The organism is Streptosporangium sp. G11 (assembly GCF_051192615.1).
GTDB lineage: Bacteria > Actinomycetota > Actinomycetes > Streptosporangiales > Streptosporangiaceae > Streptosporangium.
In genome coordinates, this window is the sequence record NZ_JBPJUQ010000007.1 from 54,142 (window position 1) to 71,738 (window position 17,597).

The window sequence follows — 17,597 nt, forward strand, 5'->3', positions numbered from 1 at the left end:
GCCCCGGGCCCTCAAGACCCCGGAGGCCCCCAAAGCCCCGGAGGCCCCGAGGAAATCCCGGACACGCCACCGCCACCCGGCGCCCTCAGGCCTTCTCCAGGTATTCCGCGCGCTCGTCCGCGAGGAGCCTGTCGATCTCCGCACGGAGCACGGGATGCCCCGCCAGCTCGGGGTCGGCCTCCAGCATCGCCTCGGCGTCCAGGCGCGCGGCGTGGATGACGTCCTCGTCGCGGAGGAGCCTGAGCATCTTCAGCGACGATCTGCGCCCCGACTGGGCCACACCGAGCACATCACCCTCCCTGCGCTGTTCCAGGTCGACACGGGACAGCTCGAAGCCGTCCAGGGTGGCCGCCACGGCGTCGAGCCGCGCCCTGGCCGGCGTGCCCCCCGGGGAGTCGGTCACCAGCAGGCACAGACCGGGCAGCCCGCCGCGCCCGACCCGGCCGCGGAGCTGGTGGAGCTGGGAGACGCCGAACCGGTCGGCGTCCATGATCACCATGACCGAGGAGTTGGGGACGTCGACGCCGACCTCGATGACCGTGGTCGCCACCAGCACGTCGATCTCCCCCCTGGTGAAGGCCTTCATCACCGCCTCCTTCTCCTCCGGCGGGAGCTTGCCGTGGAGCACCTCCGTACGGAGCCCGTGCAGCGGCCCCTGCGAGAGCGTCTCGGCCACGTCGAGCACCGCCAGCGGCGGCCTGCGCTCGTCGTCGGCCTTCGACATGTCGCCCTCGTCTCCCTCCAGGTCACCGATGCGCGGGCACACGACGTAGGCCTGGCGGCCCAGCTCGATCTCCTCGCGCAGCCGTGTCCAGGCCCGGTCGAGGAAGTGCGGCTTCTCCGCGGCGGGAACCACGTGCGTGGTGATCGGGGCACGGCCCGAGGGCAGCTGGGAGAGCGTGGAGACCGTGAGGTCGCCGAAGACCGTCATGGCGACGGTGCGGGGGATGGGCGTGGCGGTCATGACGAGCACGTGCGGCCGGCCGCCCCCGGCCTTCTCGCGGAGCGCGTCACGCTGCTCGACGCCGAACCGGTGCTGCTCGTCGACCACGACCAGGCCGAGGTCGGCGAACTGGACGCGCTCCTGCAGGACCGCGTGGGTGCCGACGACGATGCCCGCCGCGCCCGAGGCCGCGTCGAGCATGGCCGAGCGGCGGGCCGCGGCGCCCAGCGAGCCGGTCAGCAGGGCGACCACGGTGCCGCCGAACATGCCGCCGGTGGCCAGGTCTCCGAGCATGGCCGAGATCGACCGGTGGTGCTGCTGGGCGAGCACCTCGGTGGGGGCCAGCAGCACGGCCTGCCCCCCGGCGTCGACCACCTGGAGCATCGCCCGGAGCGCGACGATGGTCTTGCCCGCGCCGACCTCGCCCTGGAGCAGCCGGTGCATGGGGTGGGGCAGGGCCAGGTCCGCCGCGATCTCCTCGCCCACGTCGCGCTGCCCCTCGGTGAGCTCGAACGGCAGCCGTCCGTCGAAGTCGGCGAGCAGCCCGCCGGAGATCGCGGGCCGGGGCGTGGCGGGCCAGGAGGCCGCGGCCATCCGGCGCTGCAGCAGCACCGCCTGGAGCAGGAACGCCTCGTCGAACCTGAGCCGCTTGCGCGCCCTGGCCACGTCGGCGTGGTCGCGCGGGCGGTGGATCGCCAGCAGCGCGTCGGACAGGCCGGGGAGCCCGTGCCGGGCGCGCAGCTCCGCGGGGAGCGAGTCGTCGAGCTCGCCCATCGTGTCGAGGACGACGCCCAGAGCCCTGCGGATGGCCCAGGGCGTCACGTCCTTGCCCGCCGGGTAGATCGGCACGAGCGCGGCGGCGAACTCCTCGGCGCCCGTCTCGCTCTCCTCGATCATCTCGAACTCGGGGTGGGAGAGCTGCCACTTGCGTTTCTCGCCCTGGCCGAAGGCGCCGACCTTCCCGGCGAACATGCCGCGCCTGCCCGGCTTCAGCCGCGTCTCCGCGATGTGGGAGGTCTTCCCGAAGAACGACAGGTAGATCTTGCTGCCCCGGGCGTCGACGACCTCGACCTCCAGCCAGGTGCCGCCCTTGTTGCGCATCGGCCTGCGCATGGCCCTGGTGACCTCGCCCACCACGGTGACGTGGTCGTCGACCTGCAGGTCGTCGAGGTCGGTCAGCTCGCCCCGCTCGGCGTAGCGCCGCGGGTAGTGCCGCAGCAGATCGCCGACGGCGCGCAGGTCGAGAACGCTCTCCAGCAGCTTGGCCGTCTTGGGGTCAAGCGCCTTCGTCAGCGGCTCGTCGAAGCTCGTCACCCCCGTTTTCTACCGTGCCGCGGCGACAGAATTCACCCGCCACGACCTACCCGGCCGCCCGGGACCGGCTCATTCCACGCCGATCAGCAGCGGGTAGCCGCCCTGGCCGCCCTCGTACCGGACCACCTCGATGTCCGGCCTGGTCTCGGCCAGATGGTCGTGTACAGCGCGGGCGAGCCCCTCGGGGGCGTCGGCGCCCTCCAGGACGGTCACCAGCTCGCTGCTGGAGGAGACCATGCGGCGTACGACCTCCAGCGCGACCTCCCGCAGGTCCGTGCCGATCAGCGCGGCGTCGCCGTCGACCACTCCCAGGACGTCGCCGGGCGCGGTGAGGCCCGCGCTCGTCATGACCTCGCGGTCGGCCACCCAGACGTGCCCGTGGCGGGTGTGCGCGGCGGCCTCGGTCATGGCCACCACGTCGTCGTCGAAGCGGCGCAGCGGGTCGTGGACGGCCAGGGCCGACAGGCCCTGCACCGAGGCCCTGGTCGGGATGACGCCGACCACCAGGCCCTCCTCCCTGGCGATCTCCGCGGCGGCGGCCGCGACCTCGCGCGTCCCGCTGTCGTTGGGCAGGACCACGACCTCGGATCCGGCCTCGCGGACGGCGGCGAGCAGCGCCGCCAGCGGAGGACTGGAGCCGGGCTCGCGCCGGACGACCACGGCCCCCGCCTCCTCGAACACCGCCGCCAGCGCGGGCCCCGCGGCCACGGCCACCACGCCCCTCCCCCGCGCGGCCGGATGGGTCCTGTCCGAGCCGACCAGGTACGTCACCTTGATCCGGTGGGGGCGGCCCAGCCTCATGGCCGCCTCGATCGCCGCGCCCGCGTCGTCCGTGTGGACGTGGACGTTCCACAGGCCGTCCCCGCCCACGATCACCAGTGAGTCGCCGAGCGCGTCGAGCTCCTCGCGCAGCGCGGCGACCTCCTCGGCTCCGGCGTCCAGCAGGTACATGACCTCGTAGCCGGGCCCGTCCCCGCCCCCCTGGGCCGCGACGGGGGTCTCCGGGACGACCCGGTGGGCCGGGGCGGGGATGTCCACCCGCCCGGTGTAGGAGTCGGTGACGACGGCGGCGAGGCTCTCCAGGATGATCGTCAGGCCCGCGCCGCCCGCGTCGACCACCCCGCCGCGGGCCAGCACGTCGAGCTGCTCGGTGGTGCGGCGCAGCGCGGAGCGCGCCTCCCCCGCCGCTCTCCTCGCGACCGAGGCGAGATCCTCCCGCCCGTCGCGCACGGCCGCGGCCACGGCCGTCAGGACGCTCAGGATCGTGCCCTCGACCGGCCTGGACACCGCGGCGCGGGCCAGCTCGGCGGCCCTGACCAGGCCCCGCCCGAGATCGGCGCCGCGCCCCTCGGCCTCCCTGAGCACCTCGGCGAGGCCGCGCAGCGCCTGGCTGACGATCACCCCCGAGTTGCCGCGGGCGCCGAGCAGGGCCCCCTGCGCGAACGCCCGCCAGGTGGCCTCGGCCCCGGCGTCGTCGGGCAGCCCGTCGAGCGCCTCGGCGGCGGAGAGCATGGTCAGGTGCAGGTTGGTGCCGGTGTCGCCGTCGGGCACGGGGAAGACGTTGAGCGCGTCGATCTCCTCGCGTGCCCTCCCCAGCGTCTCGGCGGCCAGCCGCGACCACCTGCGCACCGCGAGCGGGTCGAGAACCTGCAGCATTCCTGCCCTCCTGCTCTCCGGGCTCCCGCTCGCCTCCCGCCGGACACCCTCGCCGTTTTCCGGAGGAGACCCGCCGTGGCGTGTCCCGGAATGCGCTACGGTTGCCTCCGGAGATTATCCCGTTCGGCCGTTCACGGCGGCTCGCGTTCGCGTGCAGGGCCGGACATCGGATATCCTCGTGTGGCCAGCCGGTCGTCCCGGCGTGCCCGATGACCGCCGCCAGTGCGGCGGATCGAGCCTCTCGACTGATATAAGGAGCGAACCGTGGCTTCCGTCTGCGACGTTTGCGCTAAGAAGCCGACCTTCGGCAACAACGTCTCCCACTCGCACCGCCGCACCCGCCGCCGCTGGAACCCGAACATCCAGCCCGTGCGCGCAGTGGTCAACGGCACGCCGAAGCGGCTGAACGTGTGCACCTCCTGCATCAAGGCCGGCAAGGTCACCCGCTAGCCAGACCTCCGCGAAGCCCGCCGTCCCACTCGATGGGGCGGCGGGCTTCGCCGTTCCCGGCGGGCCTCGGTTCCCTCCGGAAGACCGCCCCTTCCAGGGGACCGTTCCGCGGGGAGACCGTTCCGTTCGGGAGGCCGTTCCCTGTCAGGAGGCGCGCAGGCGCCAGGCGTGGTCCACGGGGCCGATGCCCGCGCCCAGGGGGAAGCCGTGCGCGATCGCGCCGGTGACGTACGCCTTCGCCTTCTCCACCGCGGACGGGACGTCCTCGCCGAGGGCGAGGTGGGAGGCGATCGCGGAGGCCAGGGTGCAGCCCGTGCCGTGGGTGTGCCGGTTGTCGTGGCGCTCCGCGGTGAAGCGGAACTCCCGCGTTCCGTCGGTCAGCAGGTCGACCGGGGCACCCGGCAGGTGGCCGCCCTTGATGAGCGCCCACACGGGCCCGAGTTCCAGGATCGCGTCGGCGGCACGGCGCAGGTCGGCCTCGTCCTCGACCTTCACCCCGGTGAGCTGCAGGACTTCCCACAGGTTGGGGGTGACCACCGTGGCCGTGGGCAGCAGGCGTGACCTCACCGTCTCCACGGCCTCGGGGGCGAGGAGCGCGTCGCCGTGCTTGGAGACCCCGACGGGATCGACCACGACGGGCACGTCCAGCCCCGCCAGGACCTCCGCCACGGTCTCCACCAGCACCGGTGAGGCGAGCATGCCGGTCTTGACCGCCTGGGCCCCGATGTCACCGAGCACCGAGTCGAGCTGGGCCCGTACCGCCTCCGGGGGAAGCTCCCAGTAGCCCTGCACGCCCACCGAGTTCTGTGCGGTCACCGCGGCGATCACACTCATGCCGTGCACGCCGAGGGCCAGCATGGTCTTCAGGTCGGCCTGGACACCCGCGCCGCCTCCGGAGTCGGAGCCGGCGACGGTCAGCACGCGAGGGGGGGTCAAAACGGTCATGTTCCCCATCCAACCAGCCCCGCTCCAGCCCGCGAAGCGCTCCCTCGGCTTTCCCGCCGCTTCCGGACGGCCTCCGACGCCGCTCCCCGGGACCAAGGCGCCTTCCCCGACGGCCCCGGCGGCTCCGGCACGCGACACCCGGGTCAGGTGACGGCGCACTCTCCCTGGTCGCTCCGGCAGCTCGCCGGGACCTCCGCGTCACCGCTCGCGGTGAAGGTGACGACGAGTTCCTCACCGGCCCCCAGCCCCTCCGGGGACTCGATGACCAGGTTGTCGCCGACCTGCTCCCAGTCGGCTCCGTTCACCGAGGAGACCTCCCCGCTGACCGGCACGCTCACCTTCAGGTTCTCGACACTTTCCTTCGCGACGACCACGAGCTCGACGGTGTAGGTCCGCGACCTGTCGCTCACGACGTCGGCGCCGACCGTGATCGCGGCGCCCCCCGCGAGCGGGGGCCCGCCGGAGGTCGTCTCGCTGGGCACGGGATCGGGCTCGGCGCTGCTGAGGGGCTGCTCGGTGGGCGGTGTCCGGTCGCCGCCGACGAGGGGCTCGGGGGTGGGGCTGGGCTCGGCCTCGTCGGCGGACTCGTCGGCGAGTGACGACTCGTCGGTGTCCAGGGGCGCGCGGGTGGCCTTCCGCGTCGGTGTGGGCCGGGGGGTGGAGGTGACCCCGCCTCCCCCGCGGGTGGAGGGGCGGTCGGGGGCGGGGGTGGACCTCGCCCGCTCGTCACCCGGCTCCGGCGTCTCGTCGCCGGTCTTCGAGGTCTCGTCGTCCGGCGCCGGTTCCTCGGCGAACTCCTCCGCCGGTTCCTCGGCGGGCTCGGTGGCGTCGGCCTCCGGTACCGGCTGGTTCGACGCCGCCGCTACGCAACCGGCGGGCGGGCAGTCCGCGGGGCCCTGCGACCCGGCCAGGGCCCGGACGCCGAACACGGTCCCGCCGAGCACCACGGCCACCGCCGCGACGGTCAGCAACGTCTTCCTGACCCGCCCGCCGGACCTCTCCTCGTCCTCGGGCCACGGGTCGAACCCGGTGGACTCCTTGGACGTGTCGGACAGCTCGGACTCCGAAGTCCATCCCGACCCCAGGAAACCCGTCCGGGTCTCGGCGACCACCGACTCCTCCGGACGGAGCCGGCGCCCGAGCGGCTCGTCCTCACGACCGGATTCCGGAGCGGACTCCGGCCCGCGTTTACCCCGGTTCAGGGAAGCCTCTTCCCCGTTTGCCCCGTGGCGGCCCATACGGCCCCTTTCTCGAAGGGAAACTCGACCGCCCATCTTCATACCAGTTAGGTAACCGTTTGTCGCAATTTTCACAAATATCACAGGAGGTGGTAAGCATCACTCCCGGAAGTGATCCCAGCCTCCGCGATCGAGCGAGAGGCCCTTGACCTGCACACCTTCCCCTTCGATGACGTGGCCCACCACGTTCCAGCCCTCGGGGAGCCGTACGTGAGCCGGGAAGGTCGCGGCGAGCGCGTGGTCCTCGCCGCCGGAGAACACCCACTCCATCGGATCGGCGCCGAGCAGCAGGGCGGCCTCCCGCATCGCCGGTGGGACGGTGAACGCCTCCGGGTCGAGGACGAGCGAGACCCCCGCCGCGGCCGCCACGTGGCCCAGATCCTGGAGCAGGCCGTCGCTCACGTCGAGCATGGCGGTCGCGCCGAGCGCGGCGGCCTCCGGGCCTCGCGCGTAGGGGGGAAGCGGGCGGCGGTGGGCGTCGATCAGCTCCACCGGCCCGGCCAGGCCCGCGCGGAGCAGCGCGAGCCCCGCGGCGGCGTGCCCGAGACGGCCCGCGAACGCGACCACGTCACCGGGACGGGCTCCCGACCGCGTGACCGGTGTCCGGCCGCCCAGGTCGCCGAGGGCGGTGACGGCGACCACGACGAGGTCGCAGCGGGTGACGTCGCCGCCCGCCACGCTGGCGCCGACGAGGTCGCACTCGTCGCGGAAGCCGTCCGTGAGGTCGTCCAGCCAGCCGACGGCTGCGTCGGCGGGCAGTCCGAGGCCGACCACGAGACCGGTGGGATCGGCCCCCATCGCCACGACGTCGGAGAGATTCTGCGCCGCGGCCTTGCGTCCGATGTCGTAGCCACTGGACCAATCGCGGCGGAAGTGCCTACCCTCAATCAACAGGTCGGTCGTCACGACGACCCGCCCGTCCGGAGCGCCCACCACCGCGGCGTCGTCCCCGGGGCCGAGCAACACGGTCCTACCTTGTGGCAAACGTCCGGCAATACGTGCAACAACCCCGAATTCGCCGAGATCTCCGACTGTGATGACACACCTCCCGTTCATCACAGGGTACGGTGGCCCTTCGGCACTGATCCAATCGCCCGGGAGGTCGTTATGGTGCAGGCCTACATCCTTATCCAGACCGAGGTCGGCAAGGCCGCCAACGTGGCCTCGGAGATCGCGGGCATCCCAGGTGTCACGCAGGCCGAGGACGTCACCGGGCCGTACGACGTGATCGTGCGCGCCGAGGCCCGCAACGTCGACGAGCTGGGGAAGCTCGTGGTGGCGCAGATTCAGGGTGTGGAGGGGATCACGCGTACGCTGACGTGTCCCATCGTCCACATCTGAGCCCACACCGGAGTCCGTGTCCGAGGCCGCGCTCGGGACCGAGGCCTTGCCCGGACTCCCATCCGAGCCTCCGAGTCCGCATCCGACCGTCTGGAACGTGACATGCCACTGCGGTTCGCCCTCCGGGCGGGGTGCGCCTGCGCCCTGCTGATCCTGGTGGGCTGCGGCGGCGCCGTCCGGGTCGAGCCTCCGACCCCCGACGGACCCGCCGCCGCCGCGTGCCGGACGCTCGCCGAGCGGCTCCCGCAGAAACTCGACGGCGCGGACCGGGCGGAGTCCACCCCCGCCTCCCCCTACGTCGCCGTGTGGGGGGAGGCGCGCATCGCCCTGCGCTGCGGGGTGCCGCGACCGGTGACGATGTCACCGACCGACCAGGTGCCCGAGATCGACGGGGTGGCGTGGTACGCCGACCCGGCCAGGCCGACGCTGTTCACGGCGATCGGCAGGGAGGCCTACGTCGAGGTGACGATCGCGCGGGAGCACACCCCGCAGAACGTGCTGATCGACCTCGCGGCCCCCATCAAGGGCGCCCTACCGCAGACCGGGTGAGCGTCCGAGCGCGAGCTGGATCAGCCGGTCGACCAGCTCGGCGTAGGACACCCCGGTGGCGGCCCACAGCTGCGGCGCGACCGACATCGCGGTGAAGCCCGGCATGGTGTTGATCTCGTTGACGATCAGCCGCCGGTCGGGGGTGTAGAAGAAGTCGACCCGCGCCAGGCCCTCGCAGCCCAGCGCCTCGAAGGCGCGGACGGCCATCGCCCGCAGCTCCTCGGCCGTCTCCTGGGGGATGTCGGCGGGCACGGACAGGGACATGTCATCGCCGATGTACTTGGCCTCGAAGTCGAAGAACTCGTGGTCTCCGTGGACCAGCACCTCTCCGGGCAGGCTGGCCCTGGGCGCCTCGTCGCCCGGCGACTCCAGCACCGCGCACTCGATCTCGCGGCCCGTGACGGCGGCCTCGACCAGCACCTTGGGGTCGTGCTCGCGGGCGAACTCGATGGCCTGTTCCAACTGCTCCAGATTGGCGGCCTTGGAGATGCCCTGGCTGGACCCGGCTCGCGCGGGCTTGACGAAGACCGGCCAGCCGAGCTCCTGGACCTCCTTGAGGACCCGCCCCCTGTCGGTCCGCCAGTCGCGGTCACGGATCGTGACGTACGGGCCGACGGGCAGGCCGGCGGCGGCGAGGACCAGCTTCATGTACCCCTTGTCCATGCCGACCGAGCTGGCCAGCACCCCGGAGCCGACGTAGCGGACCCCGGCCATCTCCAGCAGCCCTTGGATCGTGCCATCCTCGGCGAAGGGGCCGTGCATGACGGGGAAGACGACGTCGACCTGGCCGAGCTCCAGGGGGATGCTGCCAGGGTCGTACGCCACCAGCGAGCCGCCGCCGGACGTCAGTGCCAGCGTCGCGCTCGCCGCATCGACGGCGGGAAGCTCTCCGCTCTCGATCTCGTAGCGCTGCTCCCCCGAGGCGAGCACCCACCGGCCGTCCTGGGCGATCCCGATGGGGACCACGTCGTACTTGGACCTGTCGATGACCCCCAGCACGCTTCCCGCTCCCAGAATGGAGACGGCGTGCTCGGAGTTGCGACCGCCGAAGACGACGGCCACCCTCGGTCGAGGTTTGTGCTGCTCACTCATGATGACCGAATGTACCCCCTGTTAGGGGGCAATCCGGCTGTTGGACGCGCTACCTACCCGATGCGGGTAACGAGTCGAGTGCCTTGGTCACGTCCATGATGAGATCCTCTGCGTCCTCCAGCCCGATGGAGAACCTGACCGCCGCCGCGTCGATCCCCGCTCCCTCACCGGGCCTCCGGTGGGTGGTCGAGGCCACGTGCGCGGCCTTGGTACGGGTTCCCCCCGCGGAGGTGGCGATCGAGACGAGCTTGAGGGCGTCGGCCAGGGCCACCCCCGCGTCGTAGCCGCCGCGCGGGGTGATCGTCACGCAGGCGCCGTACCTGGTGCCCTCGGGACCGGAGTCGAACAGGTGCCTGGCGAGCTGGTGGCCGGGGTGTCCCGGCAGCCCCGGGTAGTCGACCCGGCGGACGGCGGGGTGCTTGGCCACGGCGGCGGCGAAGACCATCGCGGTGGAGCACATCCGGCGGACCCGCAGCGGCAGGGTCTCCAGCCCCCGGCGGAGCAGGAACGCGTCGTCGGGAGAGAGGGAGCCGCCGGTGTCGATCCGGACCTCGCGCAGCTGGGCGATCAGGTCGGGGCGGCCCACCGTCACGCCTCCGGCGCAGTCGTCGTGGCCGCCGAGATACTTGGTCGCGGAGTGGATGACCAGGTCGGCGCCGTGTTCGAGGGGGCGGCACACGATCGGGGTGGCGAAGGTGGAGTCGACCACCAGCAGCGCCCCCGCGGCGCGGGCGATCCGGTAGAGGCCCCGGATGTCGGAGACGGCCATGGTGGGGTTGGACAGCGTCTCCGCATAGATGATCTTCGTGTTGGGTTTGATCGCCGCCTGCACCCTGGCCAGGTCCCCGTAGCCGACGAAGTCGGCGCCGACCCCGAACCTGGCCAGCACGTTCGTGATCAGCGAGTGGGTCCCGCCGTACAGCGGGGTGGGAGCCACGATGTGCGCCCCCGCGCGCAGGAAGGTCATCAGAACGGCGTTGACGGCGGCCATCCCCGAGGCGAACGCCTGCCCCGCCACGTCCTCGGGCGCCGCCGCGCCCTCCAGGGAGGCCACCGCCGAGGCGAAGGCGGCGGTGGTCGGGTTGTCGATCCGGCCGTACGCGTAACCGGGACCCTTCTCGTCGAACACCTCGGCGTACTCGGCGGAGTCGCCGAAGCCCCACGCGGAACTGCGCCACACGGGAGAGCCGAGAGGGGTCTGCCGCGGTGTCTCAAAAGCGGGCAGGTGCACCGACCGGGTGTTCTCGCCCTTGCGCCTGCGCATCCGTCTGTTCATCGACCACGCCGTCTGTTCACAGGCCGTACCGTTCCGGCTTGGGAGTCCGCGACATCAGCAGCACCGCGGCCTCGCTGGGGGGCATTGCGTCGTGGACGACGGCCACCACCACCTCGGTGATCGGCATCTCCACGTCGTGTTTTCTGGCCAGTTCGAGCACCGACTCGCAGGATTTGACCCCCTCGGCGGTCTGTTTCGTGGCGGCGATGACCTCGGCCAGCGTCATGCCTCGCCCCAGATTCTCACCGAAAGTACGGTTCCGGGACAATGGGGAGGTACAGGTCGCCACCAGATCGCCCATGCCCGCGAGGCCCGCGAAGGTGTGTGGGTCCGCGCCGAGCACCGTGCCCAGCCGGGAGATCTCGGCCAGCCCGCGCGTCATCAGCATCGCCCCGACGTTGTCGCCGAGTCCCATCCCCGCCGAGATGCCGACCGCCAGGGCGATCACGTTCTTGACGGCCCCGCCGAGCTCGACCCCGATGACGTCGGGGTTGGTGTACGGGCGGAACCAGGGCGGCAGGTAGCAGGCCTCCTGGAGGCGCTCCATCGCCCGCTCGTCGGTGCAGGCGACCACGGTGGCGGCGGGCTGGCCCCGGACGATCTCACCGGCCAGGTTGGGCCCCGACACCACCGCGACCCGCTCCTGGGGCACCTCGGCGACCTCGCAGATCACCTCGCTCATCCGCTTGGTGGTGCCCAGCTCGATGCCCTTCATCAGGCTGACCAGCACGGCGTCGGGCGGCAGGTGCGGCTTCCAGCTGGTCAGGTTCTGCCTCAGGGTCTGGGAGGGCACCGCGAGCACCACGAAGTCGGCGCCGTCGAGGGCCTCGGCGGGGTCGGTGGTGGCGCGCATCGCCTCTGGCAGCACCGCGCCCGGCAGGTAGTCGGGGTTCTCGTGCCGCCGGTCGATCGCCTCGACGACCTCCGGCCTGCGGCCCCACAGCGTCGTCCGGGTGCCCGCCCCGGCGAGGATCATGCCGAAGGTCGTCCCCCACGAGCCCGTGCCGAATACGGCCGCCTTGGTCATCGGTTCTCCTCGGGCCTGGAAACCTCCGCCTCGGGGCGGGGGAGAGAGCGCGGCGCGGTGCCGTACGGTTCGGCGCCGTGTCCTGCGACGGCGATGACCGGGCCACCACGGGTGTGACCGGCGACGTCCTTCCCGCCCTGAGGGCGGAGAGGTGAAACGCCTGTGGGGCTGGTGTAGGACCTCAAGGGATCTCTCCTGGCGGGCGACCGGCGGTGAATCGGGAACTCTCACGGGCGACCGTGGGAATCCCCTCCCTTCGGGGAGGGGAGGATGTCAACACCGTACGCCGAAGTCAGTTGTCGGACGGCCGCTTGAACGGCGTCTCGGGTGGCTTCTCCCCCCGGATCTCGGCCAGCTGGGCCGTGATCGCCGCCATGATGTCGGCGGTCGCATCGCGCAGGACGCCGGCGGAGAGGGGCTCGCCCTCGTGCCCCGCGTACTTCGACAGGTCGACCGGCGGCCCCGTCTGCACGCGGAAGGTCTTGCGCGGCAGCAGCCGGGGCCTCTTGGCGCCGTACGGCAGGATCTCCTGCGCTCCCCAGTGCGCGACGGGGATCACCGTCGCGCCGGTGGCCAGCGCGAGCCTGGCCGCGCCGGTCTTGCCCTCCATCGGCCAGAACTCGGGGTCGCGGGTGCAGGTGCCCTCCGGGTAGAACATCACGCACGCCCCGGCGGCGAGCCGCCGCCGCGACTCCTCCAGCGAGCGCGCCGCGTCGGCGCTCCCCCGGTAGACCGGGATGGCCTGCAGCGCCCTCACCAGGGGACCGACCAGCGGCACCGAGAAGAGCCCCGACTTGGCGAGGATCACCGGCCAGCGGTCGTGGTTGTAGAGGAAGTGCGCGACGAGGATGGGGTCCAGCCACGACAGGTGGTTGGTCACCATGATGATCCCGCCCCTCTTGGGGAGGCGGTCGGCGCGACGCCAGTCCTTCTTGACCAGGAGCCACGAGATCGGCTTGACGATCACGACGGCGAAGGCCACCCAGAATCGCGAAGGCCATCCGGGGCGTCTCATGGGCTCCTCCATCTGAGCGGGATGCGTCCCAAGTCTCCCGGTTGGCTCCCGGGGATGTCGAGACGGGATGCTTAAGGCTATGTCTGCTTCGGAGAGCTCCGGCTGGACCCTCGTCGTCCCGGTCAAGACACTGGTCGCCGCCAAAACCCGCCTGTCGGCCGCGGCCGGTCCGCACCGGGCCGCGCTGGCCGTGGCGATCGCCTGCGACACCGTCGAGGCGGCTCTGAGCTGCGCGCTCGTCGCGCGGGTGGTCGTGGTGACGGGCGATCCGGTCGCCGCGAAGGCGCTCGGCGAGGTCGGAGCGCACGTGGTCGGCGACCCGGAGGCGGGGCTGAACGCCGCCCTGCGCCACGGCGCCCTGGAGGCGGTGCGGCTGGCGCCCGGCGACGCCGTCGGCGCCCTCCAGGCCGACCTCCCGGCCCTGCGTCCGGCGGAGCTGGCCCGGGTGCTGGCCGCCGCCGCGGAGTTCGACCAGATGTTCCTGCCCGACGCCGCCGAGATCGGCACGACCTTCTACGGCGTACGGCCGGGGGTGCCCTTCACCCCGGGGTTCGGCGGGGAGTCCAGGGAGCGGCACCTGCGGCGCGGCGCCAAGGAGCTCTTCGTGGAGGGGGTGGAGTCGGTCCGCCACGACGTGGACACCCCGGACGACCTGCGCCTGGCGCTGACCCTCGGCGTCGGTCCCCGCACGCTGGCGACGGCGGAGAGGATCGCGGCGTCGAGCCCGGACGGCGGCCGAAGGTCCGGGCCCGCCGGTTCCGGTTCCGGTGCCGGTGCCGGTGCCGGTGCCGGTGAGTGAGACGAGAACGGCGCGCACGAGGCTCGGACGGCGAGGAGCGGGGCCGCGGGCGAGCGGGCGTGGTCCGGGCGAGACCGGTTCGGATGAGGCCGATTCGGGCTGGATCGATTCGGGCGGGGCCCGGCGCCCGGGCGGGAGTTAGGCTGGGCGGGTGCAGGCGACGGTGCGGGACTTCGATCCGGCGACCCGGTCGGGGTCGGTATTCCTGGACGACGGGACCCAGATCCCGTTCGACGCGGCGGCGTTCGACGCGGGGCCGCTGCGGCTGCTTCGGTCAGGCCAGCGGGTCAACATCGTCATGGACGGCGACGACGTCACCTACGTCACCCTCTCGACCTTCCCCGTACCCGGATAGGCGGCCCCGACGGCCCTCCGGGCGAATCTTCGAACGAGCGTCCTCACCGGACGAATCCGGCGGAAAAGCCGGGCGCCCGGCCTCCCGTCGCGGGAGGCCGGGCGCCTGCGCCCGAGGCCTACTTCTTCTTGGATGCCTTCTTGCCGCCGGTGTTGACGAGTTCCTTGAAGTCGGAGCCCGGCCGGAACTTCGGCCCCCAGCTCTCGGCGACGCGAATCTCGGCACCCGTCGAGGGGTTGCGGGCGGTACGGGCCGGCTTGTGCACCATCTCGAAAGCACCGAACCCCGTGATCGAGACCTTGTCGCCATTCGCGACGGCGGTCTGGATGGCGTCGAGCACCGCGTTCACGGCCTCGGTGGCCGTCTTCTTGTCGCCCACCCGATCCGCGATGGCGTCGACGAGTTCCTTTTTGTTCATAAGGTTGCTCCCCCTGCTTACCGATGTCCGGGAGTGGGTCACGAGGCAGAAAACCCGTCTCACCCGATTTGTCACGGCGAGGGGTCTCATCACAGATCTCTCATCAACGATCACGATGAGAAACCCCTTGCCCGCTTGAAATTAGGGGACGGAGCCGTATGACTCAATCACCTTCCGCAATGTTTCCAGTGCTTGGCGTATCTGAAACCACGACATCAATACTGAGAAGGAACAAATCAAGACGCCCGGCGGCGTGTTCGAGGTCGCGTTTGGCCATATCGCAGATGGCCAGAAGCCGCCTGGCGAGACGCTTTCTCTCCTCGGCGGGGATGGGCAGGGAACGGACGTGGCGGTGCGCCTCGCGCAGCCGCCACGCCAGCTCGTGTTCTGAACTCGTCAGACGGTCGTCGGCAGCCATGGCTGCCGACCATTCTCGTATGTCCCGATGGCGTCGGCGTTGCGCAGGGTCAGCCCGATGTCGTCCAGGCCCTCCGTGAGCCGCCAGCGCGTGTAGTCGTCGATCTCGAACGCGGCGATCTCGCCGCCCCAGCGGACCTGACGCTCTCCCAGGTCAACGGTGATCTCCAGGCTGGAATCCGCCTCCACCGCGCCCTGCAGGGCCTTGACGATCTCGTCCGGCAGGACGACGGGGAGCAGCCCCATCTTGGTGGAGTTATTACGGAAGATGTCCCCGAAACGGGCCGCGATCACGACGCGGAAACCGTACTGCTGCAGGGCCCAGACCGCGTGCTCGCGGGAGGAGCCGGTGCCGAAGTCGGGCCCGGCGAGCAGGATCGTGGCGCCCTCGTAGGCGGGGTCGTTCAGGACGAAGCCGGGGTCCTCGCGCCAGGCGGAGAACAGGCCCTTCTCGAAACCGGTCCGGCTGACCTGCTTGAGCCAGACGGCGGGGATGATCTGGTCGGTGTCCACGTTGCTGCGGCGCAGCGGCACGGCCCGGCCGGTGTGGGTGACGAACGCTTCCATCGCGAGGACTCCTTACAGGTCGGCGGGCGCGGTGAGTTTGCCGGTGACGGCGGTCGCTGCGGCGACCTGCGGGGACACGAGGTGCGTACGGCCGCCCTTGCCCTGGCGTCCCTCGAAGTTGCGGTTGGAGGTCGAGGCGCTGCGCTCGCCGGGGGCGAGGGTGTCGGGGTTCATGCCCAGGCACATGGAACAGCCGGCCTCACGCCATTCGGCGCCCGCGTTCTTGAAGACCTCGTGCAGCCCCTCCTGCTCGGCCTGGAGCTTGACCAGCATCGAGCCGGGCACGATCAGCGTGCGCGTGACGACCTGGCGCCCGCGCAGCACGTCGGCCACGGCCCGCAGGTCCTCCAGGCGCCCGTTGGTGCAGGAGCCCACGAAGACCGTGTCGACCTGGACCTCGCGGAGCGGGGTGCCCGCCGTCAGGCCCATGTACTCCAGGGCGCGGGTGGCGGCGGCCGGGTCGTCGGTGTCCTCGGGGCGCGGCACGGACGTCCCCAGCGGGGCGCCCTGGCCGGGGTTGGTGCCCCAGGTGACGAACGGGGTCAGCGTCGTCGCGTCGATCTCCACGACGGTGTCGAAGGCGGCGTCCTCATCGCTCACCAGCGACTTCCAGTACGTGACCGCGGCGTCCCAGTCGGCGCCGGCCGGCGCGTGGGGACGGCCCTTGAGGTATTCGAAGGTGGTCTCGTCCGGAGCGATCAGGCCCGCGCGGGCGCCCGCCTCGATGGACATGTTGCAGACGGTCATCCGGCCCTCCATGGAGAGCTTGCGGATGGCCTCGCCGCGGTATTCGACGATGTAGCCCTGACCGCCGCCGGTACCGATCTTGGCGATGATCGCCAGGATCAGGTCCTTGGCCGTGACGCCCGGCGGCAGCTCGCCGGAGACCTCGATGGCCATCGTCTTCGGCCGGTAGGCGGGGAGCGTCTGGGTGGCCAGCACGTGCTCGACCTCGGAGGTGCCGATGCCGAACGCGATGCCGCCGAAGGCGCCGTGGGTCGAGGTGTGAGAATCGCCACACACGATCGTCATGCCGGGCTGGGTCAGACCGAACTGCGGGCCGATGATGTGGACCACGCCCTGCCCCGCGTCGCCCATCGGATACAGCCGGACGCCGAACTCGGCGCAGTTCTTGCGCAGCGTCTCGACCTGCACCCGCGACACCGGGTCGTTGATGGGACCGCGCACGGTCGGGACGTTGTGGTCCTCGGTGGCGATGGTGAGGTCGGGCCGCCGGATGGGGCGATTGGCCAGACGCAGGCCGTCGAACGCCTGCGGGCTCGTGACCTCGTGAATGAGGTGCAGGTCGATGTAGAGCAGGTCGGGTTCTCCCTCAGCACGTCGCACGACGTGCTGCTCCCATACCTTCTCCGCGAGCGTGCGGCCCATGTCGCCTCCTTGCGATCGGCTGTCCCACTCCCACTTGCTTTCTCATATGTCGAGACGGCAGTATCGGTGTATGGACAACTCTAGCGGAGTCGGCGTACTCGACAAGGCCGTCCTCGTGCTCAACGCCCTCGAAGCCGGCCCGGCGTCCCTCGCACAGCTCGTTCAGGCCACCGGCCTGGCCCGACCCACCGCCCACCGGCTGGCCGTCGCGCTGGAGCACCACCGCATCGTCTCCCGCGACACGCAGGGCCGGTTCGTGTTGGGCCCGCGCCTGTCCGAGTTGTCCACGGCCGCGGGCGAGGATCGCCTCCTGGCCGTCGCCTCTCCGGTCCTCACCCAGCTCAGGGACCTGACCGGGGAAAGCGCGCAACTTTACCGTCGCCAGGGTGACGAGCGGGTCTGCGTGGCCGCCGCCGAGCGCGCCAGCGGGCTGCGCGACACCGTGCCGGTCGGCTCGGCGCTGCCGATGCTCGCCGGTTCCGCGGCGCAGATCCTGCTCGCCTGGGAGGAGCCCGACCGCCTGCACCGGGGCCTGCGCGGGGCCAAGTTCACCGCGGCCACGCTGGCGAGCGTACGGCGCAGGGGCTGGGCACACAGCGTCGGCGAGCGAGAGCAGGGCGTGGCCAGCGTCTCGGCGCCGATCAGGGGCGCGGGCGGCAAGGTGGTCGCCGCGGTGTCGGTCTCCGGCCCGATCGAGCGCCTGACCCGCACCCCCGGCCGCCTTCACGCCGCCCCCGTGGTCACCGCCGCCGAGCGGATCACCGAATCGATGCGCCGCGCCAACTGACGGCGGGCCGGCGGGCCGC

At 71.8% G+C, this 17,597-nt stretch carries 19 protein-coding genes; 6 read left to right on the forward strand and 13 right to left on the reverse strand.

Annotated elements, in window-relative coordinates; translation table 11 throughout:
* Window positions 1–85: 85 nt before the first annotated feature.
* Window positions 86–2,257, reverse strand: a complete 2,172-nt coding sequence (gene recG, locus ACSDR0_RS09720; RefSeq protein WP_435288426.1) for an ATP-dependent DNA helicase RecG — start codon at window positions 2,255–2,257, stop codon at window positions 86–88.
* A 69-nt stretch (window positions 2,258–2,326) separates the two neighbouring features.
* Window positions 2,327–3,913, reverse strand: a complete 1,587-nt coding sequence (locus ACSDR0_RS09725) for a DAK2 domain-containing protein (RefSeq protein WP_435288427.1) — start codon at window positions 3,911–3,913, stop codon at window positions 2,327–2,329.
* A gap of 264 nt (window positions 3,914–4,177) precedes the next feature.
* Between ACSDR0_RS09725 and rpmB the strand changes: the two genes are divergently transcribed.
* A complete protein-coding gene (gene rpmB, locus ACSDR0_RS09730; RefSeq protein ID WP_012894387.1) occupies window positions 4,178–4,363 on the forward strand; it encodes a 50S ribosomal protein L28 in 186 nt (61 codons plus the stop codon).
* A 144-nt stretch (window positions 4,364–4,507) separates the two neighbouring features.
* Here rpmB and thiD read toward each other — a convergent pair whose 3' ends face one another.
* From thiD to ACSDR0_RS09745, 3 genes are all read right to left on the reverse strand, one after another.
* Window positions 4,508–5,317: a bifunctional hydroxymethylpyrimidine kinase/phosphomethylpyrimidine kinase gene (gene thiD / locus ACSDR0_RS09735; RefSeq protein ID WP_435288428.1), complete on the reverse strand. Its 810-nt coding sequence runs from the start codon at window positions 5,315–5,317 to the stop codon at window positions 4,508–4,510.
* A gap of 134 nt (window positions 5,318–5,451) precedes the next feature.
* On the reverse strand, window positions 5,452–6,420 hold the full coding sequence (locus ACSDR0_RS09740; RefSeq protein WP_435288429.1) for a hypothetical protein: 969 nt from the start codon (window positions 6,418–6,420) through the stop codon (window positions 5,452–5,454).
* A gap of 225 nt (window positions 6,421–6,645) precedes the next feature.
* The gene (locus ACSDR0_RS09745) at window positions 6,646–7,662 is read right to left on the reverse strand and encodes a thiamine-phosphate kinase (protein ID WP_435288586.1); all 1,017 of its coding nucleotides are present in this window, start codon (window positions 7,660–7,662) and stop codon (window positions 6,646–6,648) included.
* Here ACSDR0_RS09745 and ACSDR0_RS09750 point away from each other — a divergent pair.
* Window positions 7,654–7,887, forward strand: coding sequence for an Lrp/AsnC family transcriptional regulator (locus ACSDR0_RS09750; protein ID WP_435288587.1), 234 nt, complete (start codon window positions 7,654–7,656; stop codon window positions 7,885–7,887). The two genes, ACSDR0_RS09745 and ACSDR0_RS09750, sit on opposite strands and share 9 nt — an antisense overlap.
* Before the next feature lie 102 nt (window positions 7,888–7,989).
* The gene (locus ACSDR0_RS09755) at window positions 7,990–8,436 is read left to right on the forward strand and encodes a DUF3515 domain-containing protein (RefSeq protein WP_435288430.1); all 447 of its coding nucleotides are present in this window, start codon (window positions 7,990–7,992) and stop codon (window positions 8,434–8,436) included.
* Here ACSDR0_RS09755 and ACSDR0_RS09760 read toward each other — a convergent pair.
* The 4 genes from ACSDR0_RS09760 to ACSDR0_RS09775 form a co-directional block, all read right to left on the reverse strand.
* Window positions 8,419–9,528, reverse strand: a complete 1,110-nt coding sequence (locus ACSDR0_RS09760; protein ID WP_435288431.1) for a D-alanine--D-alanine ligase family protein — start codon at window positions 9,526–9,528, stop codon at window positions 8,419–8,421. The genes ACSDR0_RS09755 and ACSDR0_RS09760 overlap by 18 nt on opposite strands.
* A gap of 49 nt (window positions 9,529–9,577) precedes the next feature.
* Complete coding sequence (locus tag ACSDR0_RS09765; RefSeq protein ID WP_435288432.1) at window positions 9,578–10,804, reverse strand: trans-sulfuration enzyme family protein; 1,227 nt, start codon at window positions 10,802–10,804, stop codon at window positions 9,578–9,580.
* A 16-nt stretch (window positions 10,805–10,820) separates the two neighbouring features.
* Entirely contained in the window at window positions 10,821–11,831 is a 1,011-nt protein-coding gene (locus tag ACSDR0_RS09770) for an NAD(P)H-dependent glycerol-3-phosphate dehydrogenase (RefSeq protein WP_435288433.1), read from the reverse strand.
* Window positions 11,832–12,123: 292 nt separating this feature from the next.
* On the reverse strand, window positions 12,124–12,846 hold the full coding sequence (locus ACSDR0_RS09775) for a lysophospholipid acyltransferase family protein (protein ID WP_435288434.1): 723 nt from the start codon (window positions 12,844–12,846) through the stop codon (window positions 12,124–12,126).
* A gap of 79 nt (window positions 12,847–12,925) precedes the next feature.
* Here ACSDR0_RS09775 and cofC point away from each other — a divergent pair, with 79 nt between their 5' ends.
* Window positions 12,926–13,645: a 2-phospho-L-lactate guanylyltransferase gene (cofC, locus tag ACSDR0_RS09780; RefSeq protein ID WP_435288435.1), complete on the forward strand. Its 720-nt coding sequence runs from the start codon at window positions 12,926–12,928 to the stop codon at window positions 13,643–13,645.
* A gap of 151 nt (window positions 13,646–13,796) precedes the next feature.
* Window positions 13,797–14,000: a hypothetical protein gene (locus tag ACSDR0_RS09785; protein WP_435288436.1), complete on the forward strand. Its 204-nt coding sequence runs from the start codon at window positions 13,797–13,799 to the stop codon at window positions 13,998–14,000.
* 118 nt (window positions 14,001–14,118) lie between these two features.
* Here the strand turns inward: ACSDR0_RS09785 and ACSDR0_RS09790 are convergent, their stop codons facing one another.
* The 4 genes from ACSDR0_RS09790 to leuC form a co-directional block, all read right to left on the reverse strand.
* The gene (locus ACSDR0_RS09790; protein ID WP_362867883.1) at window positions 14,119–14,418 is read right to left on the reverse strand and encodes an HU family DNA-binding protein; all 300 of its coding nucleotides are present in this window, start codon (window positions 14,416–14,418) and stop codon (window positions 14,119–14,121) included.
* Window positions 14,419–14,581: 163 nt separating this feature from the next.
* Entirely contained in the window at window positions 14,582–14,836 is a 255-nt protein-coding gene (locus ACSDR0_RS09795; RefSeq protein WP_435288437.1) for a hypothetical protein, read from the reverse strand.
* Window positions 14,815–15,402, reverse strand: a complete 588-nt coding sequence (gene leuD, locus ACSDR0_RS09800) for a 3-isopropylmalate dehydratase small subunit (protein WP_435288438.1) — start codon at window positions 15,400–15,402, stop codon at window positions 14,815–14,817. Before leuD ends, ACSDR0_RS09795 begins: the two co-directional genes overlap by 22 nt.
* 12 nt (window positions 15,403–15,414) lie before the next feature.
* The gene (gene leuC / locus ACSDR0_RS09805; RefSeq protein WP_435288439.1) at window positions 15,415–16,791 is read right to left on the reverse strand and encodes a 3-isopropylmalate dehydratase large subunit; all 1,377 of its coding nucleotides are present in this window, start codon (window positions 16,789–16,791) and stop codon (window positions 15,415–15,417) included.
* 70 nt (window positions 16,792–16,861) lie between these two features.
* Here leuC and ACSDR0_RS09810 point away from each other — a divergent pair, with 70 nt between their 5' ends.
* Window positions 16,862–17,578, forward strand: coding sequence for an IclR family transcriptional regulator (locus tag ACSDR0_RS09810; protein WP_329085241.1), 717 nt, complete (start codon window positions 16,862–16,864; stop codon window positions 17,576–17,578).
* Window positions 17,579–17,597 lie beyond the last annotated feature (19 nt).

Excerpts from the sequence above, each read along its gene's own strand:
- ACSDR0_RS09725 (WP_435288427.1), bottom strand. The coding sequence starts at position 3,913 with ATGCTGCAGGTTCTCGACCCGCTCGCGGTGCGCAGGTGGTCGCGGCTG.
- thiD (WP_435288428.1), bottom strand. The coding sequence starts at position 5,317 with ATGGGGAACATGACCGTTTTGACCCCCCCTCGCGTGCTGACCGTCGCC.
- ACSDR0_RS09750 (WP_435288587.1), top strand. The coding sequence starts at position 7,654 with ATGGTGCAGGCCTACATCCTTATCCAGACCGAGGTCGGCAAGGCCGCC.
- ACSDR0_RS09755 (WP_435288430.1), top strand. The coding sequence starts at position 7,990 with ATGCCACTGCGGTTCGCCCTCCGGGCGGGGTGCGCCTGCGCCCTGCTG.
- ACSDR0_RS09760 (WP_435288431.1), bottom strand. The coding sequence starts at position 9,528 with ATGAGTGAGCAGCACAAACCTCGACCGAGGGTGGCCGTCGTCTTCGGC.
- ACSDR0_RS09765 (WP_435288432.1), bottom strand. The coding sequence starts at position 10,804 with ATGAACAGACGGATGCGCAGGCGCAAGGGCGAGAACACCCGGTCGGTG.
- ACSDR0_RS09770 (WP_435288433.1), bottom strand. The coding sequence starts at position 11,831 with ATGACCAAGGCGGCCGTATTCGGCACGGGCTCGTGGGGGACGACCTTC.
- ACSDR0_RS09775 (WP_435288434.1), bottom strand. The coding sequence starts at position 12,846 with ATGAGACGCCCCGGATGGCCTTCGCGATTCTGGGTGGCCTTCGCCGTC.
- cofC (WP_435288435.1), top strand. The coding sequence starts at position 12,926 with ATGTCTGCTTCGGAGAGCTCCGGCTGGACCCTCGTCGTCCCGGTCAAG.
- ACSDR0_RS09790 (WP_362867883.1), bottom strand. The coding sequence starts at position 14,418 with ATGAACAAAAAGGAACTCGTCGACGCCATCGCGGATCGGGTGGGCGAC.
- ACSDR0_RS09795 (WP_435288437.1), bottom strand. The coding sequence starts at position 14,836 with ATGGCTGCCGACGACCGTCTGACGAGTTCAGAACACGAGCTGGCGTGG.
- leuD (WP_435288438.1), bottom strand. The coding sequence starts at position 15,402 with ATGGAAGCGTTCGTCACCCACACCGGCCGGGCCGTGCCGCTGCGCCGC.
- leuC (WP_435288439.1), bottom strand. The coding sequence starts at position 16,791 with ATGGGCCGCACGCTCGCGGAGAAGGTATGGGAGCAGCACGTCGTGCGA.
- ACSDR0_RS09810 (WP_329085241.1), top strand. The coding sequence starts at position 16,862 with ATGGACAACTCTAGCGGAGTCGGCGTACTCGACAAGGCCGTCCTCGTG.